This window comes from Limnobacter sp. UBA7229, from assembly GCF_002473065.1.
Classification (GTDB): domain Bacteria; phylum Pseudomonadota; class Gammaproteobacteria; order Burkholderiales; family Burkholderiaceae_B; genus Limnobacter; species Limnobacter profundi.
On record NZ_DKTN01000007.1, the window covers coordinates 1 to 20,540 of the forward strand.

The 20,540-nt window shown below is 55.0% G+C and carries 21 protein-coding genes; 15 read left to right on the forward strand and 6 right to left on the reverse strand.

Features of this window, described 5'->3' with window-relative positions; all coding sequences use genetic code 11:
* The 13 genes from B4C79_RS04110 to B4C79_RS04170 all read left to right on the forward strand — a co-directional run.
* Positions 1-327: hypothetical protein (locus B4C79_RS04110; protein ID WP_291762252.1), on the forward strand; the 327-nt coding region annotated here is incomplete at its 5' end.
* Positions 328-409: 82 nt separating this feature from the next.
* Positions 410-1,771 carry a glutathione-disulfide reductase gene (gene gorA, locus B4C79_RS04115; RefSeq protein WP_291742623.1) on the forward strand — a complete coding sequence of 454 codons (1,362 nt, stop codon included), beginning with the start codon at positions 410-412 and terminating at the stop codon, positions 1,769-1,771.
* An 81-nt stretch (positions 1,772-1,852) separates the two neighbouring features.
* Positions 1,853-2,944: an ImpA family type VI secretion system protein gene (locus tag B4C79_RS04120; protein ID WP_291742626.1), complete on the forward strand. Its 1,092-nt coding sequence runs from the start codon at positions 1,853-1,855 to the stop codon at positions 2,942-2,944.
* Positions 2,945-2,989: 45 nt separating this feature from the next.
* Entirely contained in the window at positions 2,990-3,502 is a 513-nt protein-coding gene (tssB, locus tag B4C79_RS04125; RefSeq protein ID WP_291742629.1) for a type VI secretion system contractile sheath small subunit, read from the forward strand.
* A 2-nt stretch (positions 3,503-3,504) separates the two neighbouring features.
* On the forward strand, positions 3,505-4,995 hold the full coding sequence (tssC, locus tag B4C79_RS04130) for a type VI secretion system contractile sheath large subunit (protein ID WP_171101093.1): 1,491 nt from the start codon (positions 3,505-3,507) through the stop codon (positions 4,993-4,995).
* Positions 4,996-5,034: 39 nt separating this feature from the next.
* On the forward strand, positions 5,035-5,517 hold the full coding sequence (locus tag B4C79_RS04135) for an Hcp family type VI secretion system effector (protein WP_105027589.1): 483 nt from the start codon (positions 5,035-5,037) through the stop codon (positions 5,515-5,517).
* Positions 5,518-5,537: 20 nt separating this feature from the next.
* A complete protein-coding gene (locus B4C79_RS04140) occupies positions 5,538-6,020 on the forward strand; it encodes an Hcp family type VI secretion system effector (RefSeq protein WP_105027588.1) in 483 nt (160 codons plus the stop codon).
* The gene (gene tssE, locus B4C79_RS04145) at positions 6,013-6,516 is read left to right on the forward strand and encodes a type VI secretion system baseplate subunit TssE (protein WP_205882451.1); all 504 of its coding nucleotides are present in this window, start codon (positions 6,013-6,015) and stop codon (positions 6,514-6,516) included. The genes B4C79_RS04140 and tssE overlap by 8 nt, the downstream gene beginning before the upstream one ends.
* A gap of 20 nt (positions 6,517-6,536) precedes the next feature.
* A complete protein-coding gene (gene tssF, locus B4C79_RS04150; RefSeq protein WP_291742635.1) occupies positions 6,537-8,393 on the forward strand; it encodes a type VI secretion system baseplate subunit TssF in 1,857 nt (618 codons plus the stop codon).
* A 14-nt stretch (positions 8,394-8,407) separates the two neighbouring features.
* Positions 8,408-9,412 carry a type VI secretion system baseplate subunit TssG gene (tssG, locus tag B4C79_RS04155; RefSeq protein ID WP_291742638.1) on the forward strand — a complete coding sequence of 335 codons (1,005 nt, stop codon included), beginning with the start codon at positions 8,408-8,410 and terminating at the stop codon, positions 9,410-9,412.
* Entirely contained in the window at positions 9,409-12,075 is a 2,667-nt protein-coding gene (gene tssH, locus B4C79_RS04160; protein ID WP_291742641.1) for a type VI secretion system ATPase TssH, read from the forward strand. Before tssG ends, tssH begins: the two co-directional genes overlap by 4 nt.
* Before the next feature lie 142 nt (positions 12,076-12,217).
* Entirely contained in the window at positions 12,218-13,516 is a 1,299-nt protein-coding gene (locus tag B4C79_RS04165) for a caspase family protein (protein WP_291752152.1), read from the forward strand.
* Positions 13,517-13,597: 81 nt separating this feature from the next.
* On the forward strand, positions 13,598-14,242 hold the full coding sequence (locus tag B4C79_RS04170; protein ID WP_291742646.1) for a hypothetical protein: 645 nt from the start codon (positions 13,598-13,600) through the stop codon (positions 14,240-14,242).
* Between the two features lie 17 nt (positions 14,243-14,259).
* On the opposite strand, the gene B4C79_RS04175 is transcribed toward B4C79_RS04170, so the two are convergent.
* A complete protein-coding gene (locus B4C79_RS04175) occupies positions 14,260-15,393 on the reverse strand; it encodes a tartrate dehydrogenase (RefSeq protein ID WP_291742647.1) in 1,134 nt (377 codons plus the stop codon).
* 66 nt (positions 15,394-15,459) lie between these two features.
* On the opposite strand from B4C79_RS04175, the gene B4C79_RS04180 reads away from it, so the two are divergent.
* Positions 15,460-15,915: an RNA-binding S4 domain-containing protein gene (locus B4C79_RS04180; RefSeq protein ID WP_291742650.1), complete on the forward strand. Its 456-nt coding sequence runs from the start codon at positions 15,460-15,462 to the stop codon at positions 15,913-15,915.
* A gap of 21 nt (positions 15,916-15,936) precedes the next feature.
* Here the strand turns inward: B4C79_RS04180 and B4C79_RS04185 are convergent, their stop codons facing one another.
* The 4 genes from B4C79_RS04185 to B4C79_RS04200 form a co-directional block, all read right to left on the reverse strand.
* Positions 15,937-16,428: a peroxiredoxin family protein gene (locus tag B4C79_RS04185; protein WP_414673450.1), complete on the reverse strand. Its 492-nt coding sequence runs from the start codon at positions 16,426-16,428 to the stop codon at positions 15,937-15,939.
* A gap of 24 nt (positions 16,429-16,452) precedes the next feature.
* The gene (locus tag B4C79_RS04190) at positions 16,453-17,127 is read right to left on the reverse strand and encodes a BON domain-containing protein (RefSeq protein WP_105027580.1); all 675 of its coding nucleotides are present in this window, start codon (positions 17,125-17,127) and stop codon (positions 16,453-16,455) included.
* Positions 17,117-17,719, reverse strand: coding sequence for a phosphoheptose isomerase (locus tag B4C79_RS04195; protein WP_008247441.1), 603 nt, complete (start codon positions 17,717-17,719; stop codon positions 17,117-17,119). The genes B4C79_RS04190 and B4C79_RS04195 overlap by 11 nt, the downstream gene beginning before the upstream one ends.
* 91 nt (positions 17,720-17,810) lie before the next feature.
* The gene (locus B4C79_RS04200) at positions 17,811-18,314 is read right to left on the reverse strand and encodes a YraN family protein (protein ID WP_291742655.1); all 504 of its coding nucleotides are present in this window, start codon (positions 18,312-18,314) and stop codon (positions 17,811-17,813) included.
* 25 nt (positions 18,315-18,339) lie between these two features.
* Between B4C79_RS04200 and rsmI the strand changes: the two genes are divergently transcribed.
* Positions 18,340-19,239 carry a 16S rRNA (cytidine(1402)-2'-O)-methyltransferase gene (gene rsmI / locus B4C79_RS04205; protein ID WP_291742658.1) on the forward strand — a complete coding sequence of 300 codons (900 nt, stop codon included), beginning with the start codon at positions 18,340-18,342 and terminating at the stop codon, positions 19,237-19,239.
* A 63-nt stretch (positions 19,240-19,302) separates the two neighbouring features.
* Here the strand turns inward: rsmI and B4C79_RS04210 are convergent, their stop codons facing one another.
* Entirely contained in the window at positions 19,303-20,151 is an 849-nt protein-coding gene (locus B4C79_RS04210; protein WP_105027578.1) for a hypothetical protein, read from the reverse strand.
* Positions 20,152-20,540 lie beyond the last annotated feature (389 nt).

Sequence of the window (20,540 nt, forward strand, 5' to 3'; positions counted from 1 at the left end):
CGAAACACCGCCGCCGATTGGGCGTTGAACGCAGCCTTCAGTGACTCGGCGGTAGAGAGGTCTTGGCTACTCGAATGGGTGGCTGAACTTGCAGATGGGCGCACTCTGCGGGTTCAAGCCAACTCGGCAGTGGGATTGCTTGGGGCGCACTTTAAGAAAACCGCCCCGCTTGAGTGGATTCGCAGCGGTCGGCTACAAGCCGACACCGAGACTCGGCCCGCCCTTTTGCCGAGCTCGGCGAGCAAGAATCCATTCAAAAAGGGACTCAGCGGTTTTCTGTGCGGAACAAGTAACCCATGCCGAGTTGGCCAGGAACAGCAGCGGTAACCCGCGCAAAGGTGACTCGCGAGGATCGTTCCTAGCTCCTCGCGGTACAATAAACCTTCAATGCAGCACCAAGGAGAATTCAATGAGCACACCCAACGCACCTTACGATCTCGTCGTCATCGGCGGTGGTTCAGGCGGAGTGGCCAGCGCCCGCCGCGCGGCCAGCTATGGCGCCAAAGTCGCACTCATCGAATCCAGCCGGCTGGGTGGTACCTGTGTTATTCGCGGTTGTGTGCCCAAAAAACTCATGATGTATGCCGCACAGTTTGGTCAAACCCTGCGAGAAGGCTTGCAGCCCGGCTGGCAAGTAGCACAAGCAGAATTCTCAATGGCCCAATGGCAAGAAGCCAAAGGCAAGGAAATTGACCGGCTCGAAGGCATCTACGCCCGCATGCTTGAAAACAGCGGGGTTGAAACCATTCGCGGCCATGGCGTCATCAAGTCCACCACAGAAGTCCAAGTGGGCGATCGGGTATTGAACACCCAGCGAATTTTGATCGCCAGTGGCGCGGCTCCCAATCGCAGCGCGTTTCCGGGGCTTGAGCTTGCCGCAACCTCGAATGAACTGCTTGATCTTTCTACGTTGCCCAAACGTGTGGGTGTGATTGGCGCGGGTTACATAGCGCTCGAATTTGCATGCATATTGCGCGGCCTCGGTTCTGAGGTCTCGGTGTTCTATCGTGGTGACTTGCCCTTGCGCGGTTTCGATGAAGGCATTCGAAATCGCTTGGTCACCGCCATGAAACTGCAAGGCATTCAATTGTTTCCCGACACCGATTTCAAATCACTTGGCCAGCAAGGAGCCTCGTTTGAATTGCAAACCGCAGCAGGAGCGCACACGTTTGATTTTGTATTGAATGCCACAGGTCGCAGCCCCAACACGCAAGGCTTGGGACTTGAAAACATTGGCCTGCGTACGGGGCCTGCCGGTGAAATTGAAGTGAACAAATACAGCCACACTGGCATTAAAGGTGTGTATGCCGTGGGCGATGTTACCAACCGTGTGAACCTGACACCTGTGGCCATCGCAGAAGGGCGCGCACTGGCTGAAAATGAGTTCAACGGGAAGAATCTCTCGGTGGATCACAGCAGCGTGCCCACAGCCACTTTCACCTCACCGCCCATTGGCAGTGTTGGCTTGACCGAAGAACAGGCGGCCAAGCGCGCACCCACCCGTGTGTATGAAACAGAGTTCACACCCATGAAAACCAAGTTCTCTGGCGGTGAACAGAAAACCTACATGAAGTTGCTGATCGATGATGCCACTGACCGAGTAGTGGGTATTCACATGCTTGGAGACGATGCCCCCGAGATGATCCAACTGCTGGGTGTGTTGTACACCATGGGTGCGACCAAAGCCGATTTTGATCGCACCATTGCTGTTCATCCAAGCTCTGCGGAGGAGTGGGTGTTGTTGCGTGAACTGACCCGCAAAGTCGGATAGACATCACTCGATCACTACATGTGGTGATGGTGCTTAGGTTAGACCCATCGCCAACTTCAAATTCCGTTGCTAGAGTCCCGCATGGTTTTACCATTAGGGCCTCTGCGCAACGTGTCAGCTTCTCAATTTTCATCAACCCCGGCAACATCAGTTGAACCAGAGGTATTGCTTGCACCTTCCTGGGCGGCACCCTTTGTGCAAGGCGACTGCGGCCCCAATCTTGAATACGACAACGCATTTCTTGAACTGCAACAAGCAGCTCGAGGCAAGCCAGAGACCCAGTTTGAAGCAGCAACACCGCCCGACTGGAGTGCTGTAGAAACAGGTGCCTTGCAATTGCTGGAGCGCAGTCGAGATTTGCGCTTGGTGGTGTTGTGGGCCGAATCGCGTTTGAATCTGGGTGGTTTGCAAACCCTGCCAGAAAGTTTAGGTGCGCTGGCCAGCCTGCTCGAAACGGCATGGCCTGTCGTCAATCCGCCTCTCGATGATGGCGATCCCTATGCCCGCATCAACGTCATTGAAGGGCTTGGATTCGGCGGCTCATTTTTTCAATCCCTGCGCAATTGTGTCGTGGTTGGAAATCCGCGAATTGGCGACATTCGCCTAAAAGACTTCGAAGCGCTCACTGGCAATTCTCCTGGCACTGAAGTGCCCGTGTCTCGCGAGCAAATCGAGCTGTTCTTTCGGTCACCGGAAGGCAAGGCTGAAGCCTTGCGTGCCATGTTGTTGAGCAGCCAGCTTTACTTGAACAGAATTCTCGCCGCGCTGGCCCAACATGTCGAAGCGGATCGGCTGCCGCAACTTTCCGAATTCGGTGTGTTGCTGAACCATGTGCTGTCCTGCCTGCCCGAACCCCAAATGGAACAAAACCCGGTGGCTGTGCCACACAGTGCTTTGTTCGATTCAAGCTGTAATTCAAGTAAGCCCGTGCCCTCAATGGTTTCGGCAGGAATTCATTCCCGTGCACAGGCTTTGGCGGCCATTGATCAAGTGTGTGCCTACCTTGAGCATGCCGAGCCGACCAACCCGGCGCAGCTTCTCTTGAAACGGGCGCGTCGCCTGATCGACAAAAACTTCATGCAGTTGATGAAAGACCTTGCGCCAGAGGCCTTGGCCGAGGTGGCAAAAATCATGGGAGTCAATCCCGATTCTCTCGAGCAGGAAGATGCTTAAAGTCGCCCTGCATTTACCCATTCTTCTTACTTGCGAGATTGATCAATGAGCGGACAAAAATTTGTGGGGCGCAATCGTGCACCTCGCGTACAAATTGAGTATGACGTTGAAGTGTACGGTTCACAAAAAAAGGTTCAGTTGCCTTTTGTTATGGGGGTCATGTCCGACTTGTCCGGCAAATCCGAGGTGCCATTGGCACCGGTGGCCGAGCGTGATTTCCTGGAAGTGGATGTCGACAACTTTGATGCACGCATGAAAAGCATCAAGCCGCGCGTGGCCTTCCATGCGCCCAACCACCTCACCGGCGAAGGCAATGTGGCGGTCGACATCACTTTTGAATCCATGGACGATTTCAGCCCCGCGGCGATTGCGCGAAAAGTAGAGCCTTTGCGCAAGTTGCTGGAGGCACGCCAGCAACTGTCCAACCTGCTCACGTACATGGATGGCAAAAACGGTGCTGAAGAGCTGTTGGCAAAACTGCTGGCTGACCCTGCCTTGTTGAAAACCCTGTCGACCAGCGTCAAGCCTGTTGAATCAACCTCCCCTAAAGGTGAGTAATCATGTCTGAACAACTTCAAAATCGTGCGCTCGATGTCATCGAACTTGAGGGCAGTGAACTGTCTTCCCTGTTGCAAAAAGAATTCAAGCCGAAAACCGATGAGGCCAGGTCTGAAGTGGAGTCTGCGGTACTTACCCTGGCGCAGCAGGCGCTTGAGGGGGTGGACTTGGTGGGCGACGATGTGGTTGATTCCATCGAGCGAATGATCGCCGCAATCGACCAAAAGCTTTCCGTACAAATCAATGAAATTATTCATCACGCCGATTTCCAGCAAATGGAAAGTGCCTGGCGCGGCCTGAATTACCTGGTCAACAACACTGAAACTGATGAGTTCTTGAAAATTCGTTTCATGAATGTGTCCAAAACTGAACTGGCCAAAACCTTGAAACGTTACAAGGGCGTGGCTTGGGACCAAAGCCCGGTGTTCAAGAAAATTTACGAGCATGAATATGGTCAGTTCGGTGGTGAGCCCTACGGCTGCTTGATCGGCGATTACTACTTCGACCACTCTCCGCCCGATGTGGAAATGCTGGGTGAGTTGTCAAAAATCAGTGCCTCTGCACATGCCCCGTTTTTGTCAGCAGTGTCTCCGGCCACCTTGCAAATGGATTCCTGGCAAGAACTTGCCAACCCGCGCGACCTGACCAAAATTTTCTCCACACCCGACTATGCCGCATGGCGCAGCCTGCGCGATGCAGACGACTCCAAATACCTCGGCCTGACCATGCCACGGTTTCTGGCCCGTCAGCCCTACGGTGCGAAAACCAATCCAGTGGAAGAATTTGCTTTTGAAGAAGACACCGGTCTGGCCGATCACAGCCGCTACACCTGGGCCAACTCGGCTTATGCCATGGCGGTGAACATCAACCGATCATTCAAGGAGTACGGCTGGTGCTCACGCATTCGCGGCATTGAATCTGGCGGCGCAGTACCCAACCTGCCCACGCACACCTTCCCCACTGACGATGGTGGAGTGGACATGAAGTGCCCCACCGAAATCGCCATTTCCGATCGTCGTGAGGCTGAGCTTAGCAAAAGCGGTTTCTTGCCGCTGATTCACAAAAAGAACAGTGATCTGGCAGCTTTCATTGGTGCGCAGTCTTTGCACAAACCTGCCGAGTACGAAGACCCGGACGCAACAGCCAATGCGAAATTGGCCGCCCGTCTGCCATACCTGTTTGCCACCTGTCGTTTTGCGCATTACCTGAAGTGCATCGTGCGCGACAAAGTGGGTTCATTCAAGGAACGCGCCGACATGCAGCGCTGGTTGCAAGACTGGATCATGCAATACGTGGACGGCGATCCTGCAAATTCTTCCGAGGCGGTTAAAGCCTCTCGTCCGCTTGCCGCAGCCGAAGTGGTTGTTGAGGAAATAGAGGGCAACCCCGGCATGTACGCCTCCCGATTCTATTTGCGCCCGCACTACCAGCTAGAGGGCCTCACCGTGTCTTTGCGTTTGGTCAGCAAGTTGCCATCCGCCAAAGCGTCTTAAAACTTGAACTATTAATCAACCAATTACAGAGGGAATCAAATGTCCGTAGACATGTTTTTGAAAATCAAGGGTGTAGATGGCGAATCCGTAGACAGCGTACATGCCAAAGAGATCGATATTGCCGCCTGGAGCTGGGGCATGTCCCAGTCGGGCACAACCCATGTGGGCCGTGGTGGTGGTGCAGGCAAAGTCAGCGTGCAGGACATCAGCTTCACCAAGTACATTGACAAGGCAACGCCAAACCTGATCAAGGCATGTTGCAACGGCAAGCATTTCGACGAAGCCATTCTGACCGTGCGCAAGGCAGGTGAAAAGCCACTGGAATATGTTGTGCTGACCATGAAAGACGTCATCATCTCCAACGTAAGTCAGGGTGGTTCTGGTGGTGAAGACCGCCTGACAGAAACCGTGACTTTGAACTTTGCCGAGTTCAGCTATGTGTACGTGCCACAGAAGAAAGACGGTGGCCCCGAAGGCAAGGTTGAGGCCACATTCAATATTGCAACCAACTCCGAGAAGTAATCGGACAGCCAGGAAACACAATGTCGAAAGTCGATATGTTCCTGGCCCTGGATGGTTCCCGCCAAGGGGCCATCCAAGGGGAAAGCCAGGTCAGTGGTCATGTGGGTGAAATAGAAATCGCCGGTTGGTCTTGGGGCATGTCCCAGCAAGTCCATTCATCATCGCAACTTGCATCCAAAGCCTCGGTGCGTACTTTGAGCGTGCAAAAGGCGATCGACAGTTCGACCACCGCAATCATGAGTGCCTTGAAATCTGCGGAACTGCTGAGCAAAGTGGTACTCACTTGTCGCGACCCTGGTGGCCTTGCAACCATTGATTACCTGCGTATTACTTTGCGCAAGGCGCGTATTTGCGATTATGAAATCACAGGCAGTGCAAGCGATGGTCGGCAGGTCGGGGAGTCATTCTCGATTGCATTCAAGGAAATCGAAGTGGTGTATACCCCCAAGTCGGCAGCCAATTTAAAGGCAGGTGCCTGCACTTACATTGACGTGTATGAGTAAGTCTCGGGACGCGCTGCAACCAGCCTTGCTGGATCGTCTTCAGGATGACGAGCCCGCCATTCAAACTGAATCTGCCAATCGCCGCTTCATTACCAAAGAAGCGCTGCGTCAGCTGGTGCTGCGCGATCTCGAACAGTTGCTGAATGCAACCCGTGTTCTTGACAGCAAGTGTCTTGAGGGTCAGCCGCAATTGAATGAGTCTGTGCTGGCTTATGGCATGCCCCCAGTGGCCGGAAAAATTGCATCCATGATCGATGTCAAAGATTTTGAACGAACCGTAGCCAATCTTATTCGGCGATTCGAACCACGAATCGACGGGAATTCATTGAAAGTAACAGCGGAAACCCAACAAGGTCTGATGCATTTGCACAATGTGATTGGCCTGCGTATTTCCGGTTTGTTGTGGGCTCAGCCCTACCCAATCGAATTGATGTTGCGCACTGAAGTGGATCTTGAAACCGGCAAGGTGCTGTTGTTGCCGCTCTCAGGTTTCTGAGCCGCGGGCATCGAAGCAGCATGGACCCGCGTTTACTTCAGTTTTATATCCAGGAACTTGCTCACGTGCGCGACACGGGTGCCGAGTTCGCTGCGCGTTTTCCTAAAGTTGCATCGCGCCTTGCGATGGATGCAACCGAGGTACAAGACCCCTATGTAGAAAGATTGCTTGATGGGTTTGCTTTCTTGACTGCCCGGGTTCAGCTTCGCTTGAACGAGGAGTTTCCGCGGTTTACCGAGCAATTGCTCAACTGCATCAGCCCGAATTTTTTAGCCCCTGTGCCCGCCATGGGGGTGGTGCAACTTAATCCCAATCACAGCGATGTTGCCCTGAAAAAAGGCATTTCGCTTTCAGCCGGCACCGTGCTGCAAAGCCAGGTGGCCAAGGGCATCAACACGCCCTGCAAGTTCAGGGTTGGGCACAGTTTAACCTTGTGGCCCTTGGTCATTCAGGCCATTGAACACGGCCCTTTCAAGGCCCATGTGCCAACCATGCGGGGTGGCAAGCAGCCACGGTCAGCTTTGCTGGTCACCATCGAGAATTCAACGCACTCTGCATTGTCCCAACTGCCATTGGATGAACTCGATTTTCATGTCAGTTGTGGTGATGAATACGCCTATGCACTCTTGGAAAGGTTGTGTCATCAAACTGTCTCGGTTGGCATTCGTGCACCTGAACAAGTCGATTGGCAATGGTTACCTCTTCCGTGTGTTGCTGCTTTGGGGCTTGATGATTCTCAGGCACTGCTCCCGGTCCATTCAAACCAGTTCAGTGGCATGCGTTTGTTGCAGGAGTTTTTTGCGTTTCCGGCCCGATTTCTGTTTTTCCGTGTTCAAGGTTTAAGGCGTTTTCTGGCCAGTTGCCAGCATTCCACATTTCAGCTGGCCTTCTGTTTTGCCGAGCCAAATACCGAGCTAGACCGTGTTGTGGGAGTGGATTCATTGGCCTTGAATTGCACCCCTGTGGTCAATTTGTTTGAACAGAATTGCGACCGCGTGTTGCTGGATGAACGTTTGCATGAAGTGCAAGTGCAGCCCAATCGTAGCAAGCCACACGATTTTGAAGTGCATTCGGTGCTGGGCGTACAGGGGTACGGGCAAAACAAGGTGCAGGAATTGCCGCCCTTGTATGCGGTGTCGACCCAAGCCAACACCCATAACGATTGTGAGACCCCCAGATTCGTACACCGGCGTGTGCCCACTTTGCTGTCAGAAAAACAGGTGCGCGAGGGTGGTCGTTCCTCGTACTCAGGCAGTGATGTTTATCTTGGCCTTACCTTGCCCACTGGTGAACTCATTCAAACACATGGGCTTGAACAGCTGGCGGTGAAGGCTTTGTGTACCAATCGGGATTTGCCCCTGCTGGTGCCAGTGGGGCAAGGGCCCTCAGACCTGGCCTGGCCTGGCAACTTGCCCGTTCACTCCATTCGCTTTTTGCGCGGCCCCAGCCGTCCAAAGGCGGCCATGTATGGCGGGCAAAGTTGCTGGCAGTTGATCGAGCACTTGTCACTGAACTACCTCGGCTTGATCGATCAAGATGCCCTGGCTTTGGGGCAGCTTTTGGCCTTGCACGCCGACCCTGCGCAGCAGGCTCATCAACACATGGCCAGGGCCATTCTGGCAGTTGAGTCGCAACCACTGGTGTCGCGTGTTGTCCGTCAAGGCAGGCCGGCTGTGGTGCGTGGCTTGCTGGTTACGCTCACACTGGATGAACTGGCCTTGCAGGGCACTGGTGCCCTGGTGCTGGGCAGTGTGCTGGCCTTCTACCTTGCAAGCCATGTGTCGGTGAATTCATTTGTGCAAACCCGGGTACGTCTGCACAGCACGGGTGCAGTGTTTGATTTTCCTGCACGGTCGGGCAACCGGCCTTTGCTGTAGCAGGGCTTGTACAAATGAGCGCGCTCAAACCACCTGCCCCGAATTTTTTTGCCTTGCTGCGGCAAATTGAACATGCCCATTCGGGCAAGCCTTTGCTTGGAAAATCATTGCGTCTGCGTGATGACCCTGTGCGTTTGGGGCAGCGCCCCTACCTTGATTTCGCCACGCAAGATTTCAAACGCGAAGACACCATTGTGGCTGGGCGTTTGGGTGCGATTCCAAAGTTGTACATCCAGAATTTCGGTTTGTTGGGCCCCAATGGCGCCTTGCCACTGCATTACACAGAACATGCCTACACGCGGATTCACCAGTGGAATGACCCCACATTCGCCGAGTTTCTGGATATCTTTCACCATCGGGCTTATTTGTTGTTTTACAGGGCATGGGCCGAGTCGCAACCACATATTGCCTATCACCGCAAAACGTTCAATCCGTTTGCGCAGCATTTGAATAGTTTGGTGGGCCATGGTGCATCATCCAGCTGGGGGCGCGAGGCCTTGCCCACTCATTTTCGCGCCAGTCTGGCAGCGCACTTCACCCGGCGAAGCAAAACACAGGAAGGCCTGGCCAACAGCCTGTCGGCATTGACTGGTTTGCCAGTGCAAATTTTTCCCTTTCAGGCGCAATGGCTGCAATTGCCTGTGCAGGCTGGCCCACAAGTGCTTGGGCGTGGGGCCATGCTTGGCAGCAGGGTGTGGTGTGCGCAAAGCAAAATAAAAATTGATATTGGTCCCATGGCCTACAGCGCTTACCAACAACTGTTGCCCGCCACCGAAGGCCGCAAGCGCCTTGTGCAGGCGGCCCATGCCTACCTGGGGCTTGAATTTGATTGTGAATTTGCACTTCAAATCAGCCCTGACAAAATTCCGCAAGCTTGCCTTGACGGCACAGCCCAGTTGGGGCGCACGGCATGGCTGGGTGAACTACAGCTGCACAAACGCGCGCAAAAGCCGACCACCGTTCGCATGAAATATCCTGCGGTTCCCACCTATTCTTCATTGTCCAGGAGTTCAGCATGAGCAATATCAGCCGTGTTTCGCTGTTTGCCAAATTAAATCCCATTGCATTCAAATCGGTTGAAGGCGCCACTGTGCTGTGCAAACTGCGAGGCAATCCCTATGTGCAATTGGTGCACTGGGTTGCACAAATTCTTCAACAAGATGACAGCGACTGGCATCACATTCTTCGGCATTTTGAGTTGGATGCAAGCGCCGTACTTGCCGACGTGCAGCGTGCCCTTGAGTGTCAGCCCGGCGGTGCGCAAGGCATTTCCGATTTGTCAGAGCATGTGACCAATGCCGTAGAAAGGGCGTGGGTTTATGGCTCACTCATGTTTGGCGCACAGAAAGTACGCACGGGTCATGTGTTGGTTGCCTTGTTGAAAACAGATTTTCTGTTGCATGAACTACTGAAAATTTCACCCCGCTTCAAACAAATTCCGGAGGCCGCGCTCAGCGAACAATTTGCACAACTGGTGGCAAACTCCGCCGAGCAGTCTTTGTTGACTGCCGACGTGCCGCCGGGTGCACTGCCCGGGCAGGCCAGCGGAGCCATGCCTGCTGCCCAGTTGGGCGGTGAAGAAGCCTTGATGCGCTACACCGTGGACCTGACCGACAAAGCGCGCAAGGGCGAGATAGACCCGGTGTGTGGTCGTGAACTGGAGGTGAGGCAGATTGTCGATATTTTGCTGCGCCGGCGCCAAAACAACCCCCTGATTACCGGTGAAGCGGGTGTGGGCAAAACTGCGGTGGTTGAAGGGTTTGCCTTGCAGGTGGTGGCTGGTGATGTACCACCCGCTTTGCGAGGGGCGCGAATATTAACCCTCGACCTGGGTTTGTTGCAGGCCGGTGCTTCCATGAAAGGCGAGTTCGAACAGCGGCTACGCCAAGTGATTGATGAAATTCAGGCCAGCGAGCAAAGCACCATTTTGTTCATCGATGAGGTGCACACCCTGGTGGGGGCAGGTGGAAACCAGGGCACTGGTGATGCAGCCAATTTGCTCAAGCCCGCCTTGGCGCGTGGCACGCTCAGAACCATAGGGGCGACAACCTGGGCAGAGTACAAAAAATACATTGAGAAAGACCCGGCACTGACGCGGCGTTTTCAGGTGGTGCAGGTGGATGAGCCTTGCGAGGCCAAGGCCATCGACATGCTGCGTGGTTTGGCCGCGGCCATGCAGGTGCACCATGGGGTTTGGCTGCTCGATGACGCAGTGCAGGCGGCGGTGCGTTTGTCACACCGTTACATTCCCGCGCGGCAGTTGCCAGACAAGGCGATCAGTCTGCTCGACACCGCATGCGCACGCGTGGCTGTTTCCCAGCACGCCACACCTGCACCAATCGAGTCGGTTCAGAAGCGGTTGACTGCTTTGCGTGTTGAGCGACAGGCGATTGAAAAGGAAGCAGCATTTGGGCGTGAGCATGCAGCACGGATTGGTGAAATTGAAGAAGCATCGATCAGGCTGACTGAGGAATTGGAGAAGTTGCAATCGCAATGGCAAGAGGAAAAGCGGGTACTGGATTCCCTGCTGACTTTGCGCCGTGACGTTGATCAAACAGATGCCAATGAAACTAGCAGTGGGCAGGCATTGGCCAATCTTGAGCAATTGAAGGCGCTGGAATGCGAGATCAAGGCGCTGCAAGGCGAAACACCCATGATTCACCCACAGGTGGATGCGCAGTGCGTGGCGGCCGTGGTGGCCGACTGGACGGGTATTCCCGTTGGGCGCATGGTGCGCAATGAAATTGAAAACGTGCTGAACCTGAGTAGCGCGCTGGGAGCACGCATTGTTGGCCAGCCGCATGCGCTGGAAACGATTGCGCGTCGAATTCAAACCAGTCGCGCCGGGCTGGATGACCCGAACAAACCGGTGGGTGTATTCATGCTGGCGGGCACTTCGGGCGTGGGGAAAACTGAAACTGCTTTGGCCCTGGCCGAGAACTTGTACGGCGGCGAGCACAATGTGGTCACCATCAATATGAGTGAGTACCAGGAGGCGCACACAGTGTCTTCACTGAAAGGCGCGCCACCCGGTTATGTGGGGTATGGTGAAGGCGGTGTGTTGACCGAGGCCGTGCGCCGCAAGCCCTACAGTGTGGTGTTGCTGGATGAAGTCGAGAAAGCCCACCCCGATGTGCACGAGCTGTTTTTTCAGGTGTTTGACAAAGGCTGGATGGAGGACGGCGAAGGACGCCGAATTGATTTTCGCAACACCCTGATTTTGTTGACCACGAATGTTGGCACCCCTGAATTAATGGCGCTTTGCAAAGCGGGTTTGCACGCCGGAGAAATGCCTGAACCCGAGGAACTTGTGAAGGCCCTGCGTGCACCCATGTTGCAAGTGTTTCCACCTGCCTTGTTGGGGCGGCTGGAAGTGGTGCCGTATTACCCGCTTTCCAGTGACATGCTGGCCAACATCGTTCGCTCGCAGTTAAGCCGCATTCAGCAACGCATTGCTTCTACACACCGAATGGCGGTTCAAATCGACCCTTCGGTGATTGAACGCATTGTGGCCCGTTGCAACGAGGCTGACTCGGGCGGGCGCATGGTGGGCACCATTTTGAGCAACACTTTGTTGCCCACGGTGAGCCGTCAATTGTTGCAGGCCACCCTGCTGGGCAAATCAGTCAGCACATTGAGTATCAGCACAGATGGCCACGAGTTCACATATCAGTACGACTAAAACGACCACAATAAAACTGCCATGCTCAACGTTGCCGCAGTTGCCCGGCCGGCGAAGTGCACTGCAAACCTTGTTGGGTTTGGCAGGAGTGTTGTCGGTTGCACCACTTGTTTTTCGACTGCAACCTGCCCGGGCGGGCAATGTGGCAAGCAATTCGGCTGCGCCCTACACGCACAGGCTGGCTTTGTTGATCGGCAATGGTGATTACCCGGTTCCGCACGATTTGCCACCCATTCACAAAAATGTGATGGACCTTGGCGAGGCCTTGGCCTTTCGGGGTTTTGATGTAACCCAGGCCATGAACCTGGATGAAAGCAGCCTGCAAACCACGGTGAACGAATTTGTAAAACGGGTTGAGCAAGCGCCTCCGAATGCGGTCACTCTGTTTTATTACGCGGGCCACGGTTTGCAGGTGGACTCCAACAATTTGCTGTTGGGCTCGGGGGCGAACCCCACGGCACCTCGCCGTGATTTACTGGCGCGCTCCCTGGTGCTTCAGCAAAAGTTGCTGGCTGCACTGCCACCCAGGCCGCAGGCCTTGAACATCACGGTGATTGATGCATGCAGAACCGATTTGCGCAATGCATTAGGCGATGGTGAAGGTTTGAATCAGGTTGAAGCACCCGTGGGCAGCCTGGTGTGTTTTTCAACAGGGGCTGGCAAACCCGCCGTGTCCCCGGCCAGTGCGGATCAAAACACTTTTTACACGGGTGCTTTGGTAAAACTGCTTCGGGAGTCGGAAGGTCATATCACTTTCAACGATTTGTTTCGAATGGTGAAGGAAGATGTGGAGAACACCATGCTGAAGCACCCGCTTGCTGCAATTCGACGTTTGGCCCAAAACCCGTTCATTGCAGACAATGCCCGTGTGCAGGTTCCGCTGACGGTGTCTGCGTCTGCAATATTGGGCCTGCCCGCGCTGCAGCCCATGTCACCTCAGGAGGAGGCCGACTGGCTGGCCATTCAGTCCACGCAGTGGCCTGTTGATCTGCTTCGCTTGTGCCAGTCTTTTCTGACCTCTTATCCAAACAGTATTCAAGCAAAATCAGTGATGGTTTATCAGGCCGGTGCCCAGCAGGCCTTGAGTGTGTTGCGCAACAAAGAGGTCAAGCTGTTTAAAACCAGTTTTGTGTTGCCCCAGCCGCTGCCGTCCCAATTGCAGGTGGATGCTGGTGCTGACCTGGTTCGGGCAGCACGCGGTGACAAAGACGCAGCCGCCCGGATTGCACGTTTGCACAGGCAAGCCGACACTGAACAAGGCCAGTTGCGATATGTGGGTTGGTTGCAGTACGCCGGTGGTTTGGGCAATGGCATTGCAAGCTACGAACTGGCGCTGTACTACCGTGAGGCTGCACAGCCCCTGTTGGCTGCGCAGGCCGAGGCGCAGGCCCGGCAACTGGGTTATTCACCGCCCCGTGCCTTGGGGCATGCGCGCAAATAGGCAGGCCTTTCCAGTTGTTTTTGAGGTTTCAATGGTCTTACAAAGATTCACAATGTTTGTAAGTGAAAAAGGAACCTCACAATGACCCGCCCTGTTTTTAACTGGATCGCCCTGACCGTGTTTGCAGGTTTGCTCATGGCTTGCAACCCCCGCACCAATTTGAATGAAGACAACTTGCTCAAAGGCGCAAGGGCTGAAACCTTTATTTTGAGCCATGGTGCCCTGTGCGCACGTTTGCCCAGCCCGGAAGCGATTGAGCAGTACGCCCGCGACCAGGTGCCATCCAACAGTGCTGTGGCCCGCGAGGTTAAGGCTTGGGATTTGTCGGGTTTGCTGGATATTTTCCAAACCCGCGATGGTCGCTGGGTGATCATGCCGTCAAGCGGTTTGAAAAAACTGGAAGGTGTTCACTTCAGGCAAGGCCCTCAGGGTGACAACGAGGCCTTGTGTTTCGGTCGCCTGTGGGTTGAAAAAACAGTCGACTACATTCGGAACAAGCCATTTGGTCAGGAAGACGCGGTTTCAGCGCGTTTTGAGGCCAGCTTGAAAGACGCCCACATGTTGAATCACTTCAAGAACCTGAAGGTAGAGTCGTTCGATCCTTCGGTGTTTACCTTGAGCACGGGCACGGCAGTGGCGGGTACCTTGCAGCCCAGCTTCGTGATTGAAATGGCTCTTCGCCCCACTCACACAGGTTGGTACCTGGCCAAGAACGGGGCGAACTAGTGACTCAAAACCGGGTGTTAGCCCAACGCTTTGACAATGGCATCGCCCAGGGTTTTGGTGGTTCCCTTTCCTTTCAAGTCACCTGTCAGCACGCCAGGGTCACCGCTTTCCAGCACCGCTTCAATGGCAGCCAGAATTTGGTCGTGGGCCAGCTGGTAGCTTGCTTGGCGACCTGCTGCCACCACTGCCGGGCTGTTCCCCAAAAACTGGATCATCAAGGCGGCTGACCAAATCATGGCGATCGGGTTGGCAATGCCTTTGCCGGCAATGTCGGGTGCCGAGCCATGCACGGGTTCAAACAGCGACGGAAATGTGCGGTCTGGGTTCAGGTTGGCCGAGGGAGCCAGGCCAATGGTGCCGGTACAGGCTGGCCCCAAGTCGCTGAGAATGTCGCCGAACAAGTTGCTGGCCACCACCACATCAAAGCGCTCAGGTTGCATCACGAACCGGGCAGCTAGAATGTCCACGTGTTGTTTGTCGTAGGCCACCTCAGGGTAGCCTTGAGCCATGTTGTCCACGCGCTCGTCCCAGTAGGGCATGCTGATGGCAATACCGTTGCTCTTGGTGGCAGCGGTCAGCTTTTTGCGAGGCCGGTTTTGGGCCATTTCGAATGCAAACTTCAACACCCGGTCTACACCGTGGCGGGTGAATACACTTTCCTGAAGCACAATTTCACGGTCAGTGCCCTCAAACATGCGGCCGCCCACGGCCGAATATTCGCCTTCGGTATTTTCACGCACCACCACAAAGTCGATATCACCCGGCTTTTTGTTGGCCAAGGGGCAGGGTGCGCCTGGCAGCAGTTTAACGGGGCGCAGGTTCACGTACTGGTCGAATTCACGGCGGTAGCGCAGCAGCGAGCCCCACAGGGAAATATGATCGGGCACCAGGTGGGGCATGCCCACCGCGCCGAACAGAATGGCTTCGCAGGCCTCAAGTTGGGGCTTCCAGTCTTCGGGCATCATGCTGCCGTGTTTCAGGTAGTAGTTGCAGTGTGCCCAGTCTTTGTGATGCAACTCCAGCGCAATGCCATGGGTTTTTTCAGCCCAAGCCAGCACCTTCAGCGCTTCTGGCATAATTTCCTGACCGATGCCGTCGCCGGGAATAATTGCGATGGAGTGTTTCACAGCCTTGTCCTTGTTTGAATTCATGGAAGCCCCAAAGGCTACCTGAAGCAAGGTAGGCCAACCAGTGTGGGAATCCCCGATGGAGTCAGTTTGAGCCGCAGTAAAAACAGAAACCCCGAACTCGCTAAAACACCAAATGGCAAAACCGATTTTTCAGCACCGGGTGCCAAGGTACGCATTGACAAATGGTTGTGGGCTGCCCGTTTTTTCAAAACCCGTTCGCTGGCCACCGAGGTGGTGGAAGGTGGCAAGGTGAAGTGCAACGATGAGCGTGTGAAACCCGCTTATGGTGTGCAGGTGGGTGATGTGCTCACTGTGCCTGTGGGTTGGGACGACATGGTGCTGGTGGTGAAAGGCCTGGGCGACAAGCGGGGTAGCGCCACCATTGCGCAAGGCCTGTACGAAGAAACCATGGAAAGTGCGAAAAAGCGTGCCGAGCGCGCGGCCAACCGCAAATTAATGAAAGACCCTGCCCTGGAGATCAAGGCGCGGCCCACCAAGCGAGACCGCCGTGTGATGGATGATTTCAAGTGGGGCGATGAATAAGCCCGGCGAATGTTGCCGGCCTTAAACCTTTTCAGCCAGCGATTTCTCGATCAACTGGTGCAAAGCTGCGAAGTCGGGTTCACCCACATAGGTTTTGATGATTTCGCCTTTGCGATTGATCACATAGGTGGTGGGCGTAATTTGGACATCCTTGAAGGCTTTCGCAATATTGCCGTTCACATCCAGCGCCACATCAAATGGCAGCTTGCGGGTTTCCGCAAAATTCACCACGTAATCGGGGCGGTCGTAGCTCATGGCCACCGCAATGGTTCTGAAGCCCTGGTCTTTGAACTTGTTGTGGGTGTCGACAATGTCTGGCATTTCTTTCACGCAAGTGGTGCAACTGGTTGCCCAAAAGTTCACAAGCATCACCTGGCCCTGGTAATCGGCCGGTGTAATGGTTTGGCCTTGAATGGTGACGTAATCCACTTGCGGTGCTTTGTCGCCCCCGCAGGCGGCCAGCATGCTGACCACTGCAAGGGTTGAAAACAGGGTAAGAAATTTTTTGATCATTGCCGGCTTTTTTTGTGTAACTGATTAACGCGGGCCGTTTTCCACGGGCGCACTTCCGTTGTTTGGAGTGGCCGACAGGCGGGAAAGTTCAGCTTCAGAAATCAATTCAAGCACCTTGACCACCTTCACTACGCCGGGTACGCCCGCCGCAATGGAGGCTGCACGGTTGGCTTCGCGTTCAGTGACCAGGCCCATCAGGTACACAACACCTGCTTCAGTGGTGACTTTGAATGAGTTGGCAAAAATGTCTTGTGCATCCAGCAGGGAGGCTTTGACCTTGCCGGTGATGAATGCGTCGTTGGAGCGCGCTGACAAGGAACTTTTGAAGCCCACTTGAATGTCGTTCACGATCAGGCGAATGTTGGGCAGCGTGGAAACACGAGCCTCGACCTGTGCGCGGGTGGTGTCGTCGGGCGCTTCACCGGTCAGCAGAATTTGGCGGTTATACACAGTGGCGTTGACGTGCACGTTTTCGCCAAAACTTTCGCGAATGGCGCTTTCAGCTTTGACCTGCAAAGTGCGGTCTTCAACTTGAGTGCCGACGGTGCGGCGGTCTGCAGCAGCCAGAGAGCCCGCTGTAATGCCCGCGACTGCACCTACAAAACAGCCGCCCAACAGCGGTGCTGCCAGTGAAGCCATCAAGATGGCGCAGATGGCGGAGGAACGTGTGCGGGTAAAAAACCGGGGGTTACGACTCATTTTCTTCTTCTCCAAGTAAACTCAGGTCGATGCCATCGCAAATGCAATGGATCGCCAACAAATGTATTTCCTGAATGCGGGCAGTGCGGTTGTGCGGCACGCACACATGCACATCGCCTTCTTTCAGCTGGTGCACCATTTGGCCGCCGCCCTTGCCAGTGAGCGCAACAATGGTCATGTCGCGAGCGTGTGCGGCCTCAATGGCCAGTTGTACGTTCTTCGAGTTGCCGCTGGTTGAAATGGCCAGCAACACATCACCAGGCTGGCCAATGGCCGCCACCTGCTTTGAAAAAATTTCATTGAAACTGTAATCGTTGCCAATCGCAGTGATGGCCGATGAATCGGTGGTGAGTGCAATGGCCGCCAAGCCGGGGCGCTCGCGCTCGAACCTGCCCACCAGTTCAGCCGCAAAGTGTTGGCAATCGCCTGCCGAGCCACCGTTGCCACAGGCCAGTACCTTGCCACCATTGGTGAGTGCATTCACCATGAGTTCGATTGCCTCGGAAATGGGCCCAGCCAACTCTTCGGTGGCGGCCTGTTTGGCGGCAATGCTTTCGTCAAATTGTTGGGTAATGCGTGTGATCAAGTCCATGGCGACAGGCCTTCTGGCAGTTATCTCGAGCCTTCTATTATAGGTGACCCCGTTGCAGGCGATTTGCATGGCGCAGCGGTTTGATTCCGCTTTAGTTGCTGATTTGCCACGCATTTTGCACCCACTGTGGTTCAGTGCCGTTTTCCAGTGCGACCACATCAAAACGCAGGTGCGTGAACTTGCGTTGACCCTGCTGCATCCACCACAGCTTTGCGCAACGCGACACGCGGGCCTGCTTGTGACTGGAAATACTCTCAAGCGCGCTGCCATGGCGGCTGTTGTTGCGAAGCCGAACTTCCACAACGACTGCGGTGTTGCCATGCGCCATGATTAAATCAATTTCACCGCAGCGACAACGGTGATTTCGTGTCACCAGGATTAGTCCGTGTCGTTCAAGCAGGCGCAAGGCTTGGGTTTCAGCAAGTTGCCCCTCCGCCAACACGGCAATTTTGTGCGTCGGTGGCCTTCTGTTGGTGGTGTCGGGCTTTTCTTTGGGGGTAAGCCATGGAATTTTGGCTTTTGGTGATCGCGATTTGCGTCTGCCCCATGGAATGCCGGACAATTCAGGAACTTTGGATTTGGATTTGAGCGCCATGCAGAACGCCGGTGAAGGAAATGGAATGAACGATGCTGTGAATTCTGATGCTCAGAGTGAAACAAGGCGAGAACCTTCCCTCTATGTGGTGGCAACCCCCATCGGCAATATGGGTGACCTTAGTCTTCGTGCGCGCGCAGTGTTGGAGCAGGTGGATCGAATTGCCGCGGAGGACACCCGCAACACCGCCCGCATGCTGGATGCACTGGGTATCAAAAAGCCCTTGATGGCGCACCATGCCCACAATGAACGCGAAAGCGCGCAGGGGGTGCTGGCTTGTTTGCAGCGTGGCGAGTCGGTGGCGTTGGTGAGCGATGCGGGCACGCCGGCCGTGTCGGATCCTGGCGCCGTGGTAGTTCGCTGTGTGGCAGAGGCCGGTTTTACTGTGGTGCCGGTGCCCGGTGCCAGCAGTGTGTTGGCTGTGGTGGCCGCGAGCGGTTTGGTGGACGGCGCTTTCACTTTTCGTGGCTTTTTGCCAGCGAAAGGAAAAAACCGTTTGGATGATTTGAAAACCTGGTTGGCCTGCCCGGAGCCTCAGGTGGTGTTTGAGGCGCCCCACCGCGTGATGCAACTGGTGGATGATCTTGAAAGCCTTGGCATGGGCGGGCGCGAAATGTGCGCCGGTCGCGAGTTGACCAAACAGTTTGAAACCTTTTACCGGGGCAGTGGTGAGCAGGTGTTTGAGCAGGTGCGGCAAGATGCCAACGCCGAGCGTGGCGAATGGGCGTGGGTGATCGGCGGTAAGCAGGATTCTGACAATGATGCAGAAGCTGCGCAGGCCAGCGCAGATCTGGACACCTGGCTTACCTTGTTATTGGCCGAGTTGCCGCTGAAGACAGCAGTGGCGCTGGTGGTGAAAGCCACTGGCATGGCCAAAAACACGGTGTACGACCGGGCTCTTTTGATCAAAAGCGGGCAGTCATAAAAAAGCCAGCCCGAAGGCTGGCTAAACCACTGTGTGGAGTCAAGAACTGCTGTTGCCTAAAGCTTAGGCAGGCAGGGGCAAACCTGCTTCGGGCACTTCCAGGCCACTGATGCTCACAGACGCTGAAATTGGCAGGCCTTCTGGCAAAGCCAAGGTCAGTGTGCCGTCTTCAAAGCTGATGGGGCTGGCAGGCAGGCCGCCACCTGTGTCACCACCGCCGGGCAGGCTGGGCAAACCACCGCCGAGCAGGCCGGTCAACGAGTCCAGGCCTGGCAGGCCGTCTGTTGGAATTGGCAGTGCATCCAGGCCAGGAATCGCATCCAGACCAGGGATTGCGTCCAAACCAGGCAGTGCTGGCGCATCGGGCAAACCACCGCTGAGCAGGTCAGTCAGTGTGCTCAGGCTTGGCAGACCGTCGGTTGGAATTGGCAGTGCATCCAGACCAGGAATGGCGTCCAGGCCTGGTAGGGCGGGGGCTTCTGGCAAACCACCACCGAGCAGGTCAGTGAGTGCGTCCAGGCTTGGGGCGCCGTCGGTTGGCAGTGGCAGTGCGTCCAGGCCAGGAATTGCATCGAGACCGGGAATTGAAGGGGCGTCGGGCAGTCCGCCTGTCAGCAGGTCAGTGATGGCATCTGGGCTGGTTGGCAGCATATCCAAACCGGGAATTGAGTCCAAGCCTGGAATGCCAGCTGGAGGCGTGGGCAAACCGCCGTCCAGCAGACCAGTCAGTGAGTCCAGTCCGGGCAGGCTGTCTGTGGGAATAGGCAATGCGTCCAAACCGGGAATGGCGTCCAAGCCAGGCAGTTCGGGGGCGGCTGGCAGCGAGCCAGCAAAGGTGTCCAATACGCCAGCCAGAATTTCGCCAGCTACTGGTACGGCACTGATGCCGTTCTTCAATTCGTCTAGGGCCATGCTTTCTCCGTCATTTGAAATGATTAAAAATAGTTATTAGTTTTCTGTAGGCAATCTGCGCTGCTTGCGTAATAACAACAGAGATTGATTAATCATCGCAATTCGCACATTACTTACAAAGTATGGGTAAAAAACTCACTTTCATGCGATCTTTTCGGGGTAAGTTGATGATTCTCAAAAGAAATTAGCTTCGGTGAAATATTTGTGGCGGAAAATTGATGACAAAACTGTGATGGCGGGGTGTTTACGTCACCCGAAGGTGACTTTTGATCTGAACTTGAAGGTTCGCGGCTGCTGTTGTGCTTGTCTCGCACGGGGCCGGTGACTAGGGAGCCAAACTTGAACTGTCACCGCTGCTATTGGTAGCCCACTCGGCATGGGTTACTTGT

Bases quoted from the DNA above. Each gene is read 5' to 3' on its own strand.
- tssB (WP_291742629.1), top strand. From the start codon at position 2,990: ATGAGCGGACAAAAATTTGTGGGGCGCAATCGTGCACCTCGCGTACAA.
- gorA (WP_291742623.1), top strand. From the start codon at position 410: ATGAGCACACCCAACGCACCTTACGATCTCGTCGTCATCGGCGGTGGT.
- B4C79_RS04170 (WP_291742646.1), top strand. From the start codon at position 13,598: ATGACCCGCCCTGTTTTTAACTGGATCGCCCTGACCGTGTTTGCAGGT.
- B4C79_RS04195 (WP_008247441.1), bottom strand. From the start codon at position 17,719: ATGGACTTGATCACACGCATTACCCAACAATTTGACGAAAGCATTGCC.
- rsmI (WP_291742658.1), top strand. From the start codon at position 18,340: ATGAACGATGCTGTGAATTCTGATGCTCAGAGTGAAACAAGGCGAGAA.
- B4C79_RS04175 (WP_291742647.1), bottom strand. From the start codon at position 15,393: ATGAATTCAAACAAGGACAAGGCTGTGAAACACTCCATCGCAATTATT.
- B4C79_RS04200 (WP_291742655.1), bottom strand. From the start codon at position 18,314: ATGGCGCTCAAATCCAAATCCAAAGTTCCTGAATTGTCCGGCATTCCA.
- B4C79_RS04135 (WP_105027589.1), top strand. From the start codon at position 5,035: ATGTCCGTAGACATGTTTTTGAAAATCAAGGGTGTAGATGGCGAATCC.
- B4C79_RS04140 (WP_105027588.1), top strand. From the start codon at position 5,538: ATGTCGAAAGTCGATATGTTCCTGGCCCTGGATGGTTCCCGCCAAGGG.
- tssH (WP_291742641.1), top strand. From the start codon at position 9,409: ATGAGCAATATCAGCCGTGTTTCGCTGTTTGCCAAATTAAATCCCATT.
- B4C79_RS04185 (WP_414673450.1), bottom strand. From the start codon at position 16,428: ATGATCAAAAAATTTCTTACCCTGTTTTCAACCCTTGCAGTGGTCAGC.
- B4C79_RS04210 (WP_105027578.1), bottom strand. From the start codon at position 20,151: ATGGCCCTAGACGAATTGAAGAACGGCATCAGTGCCGTACCAGTAGCT.
- tssE (WP_205882451.1), top strand. From the start codon at position 6,013: ATGAGTAAGTCTCGGGACGCGCTGCAACCAGCCTTGCTGGATCGTCTT.
- B4C79_RS04190 (WP_105027580.1), bottom strand. From the start codon at position 17,127: ATGAGTCGTAACCCCCGGTTTTTTACCCGCACACGTTCCTCCGCCATC.
- tssF (WP_291742635.1), top strand. From the start codon at position 6,537: ATGGACCCGCGTTTACTTCAGTTTTATATCCAGGAACTTGCTCACGTG.
- tssC (WP_171101093.1), top strand. From the start codon at position 3,505: ATGTCTGAACAACTTCAAAATCGTGCGCTCGATGTCATCGAACTTGAG.
- tssG (WP_291742638.1), top strand. From the start codon at position 8,408: ATGAGCGCGCTCAAACCACCTGCCCCGAATTTTTTTGCCTTGCTGCGG.
- B4C79_RS04120 (WP_291742626.1), top strand. From the start codon at position 1,853: ATGGTTTTACCATTAGGGCCTCTGCGCAACGTGTCAGCTTCTCAATTT.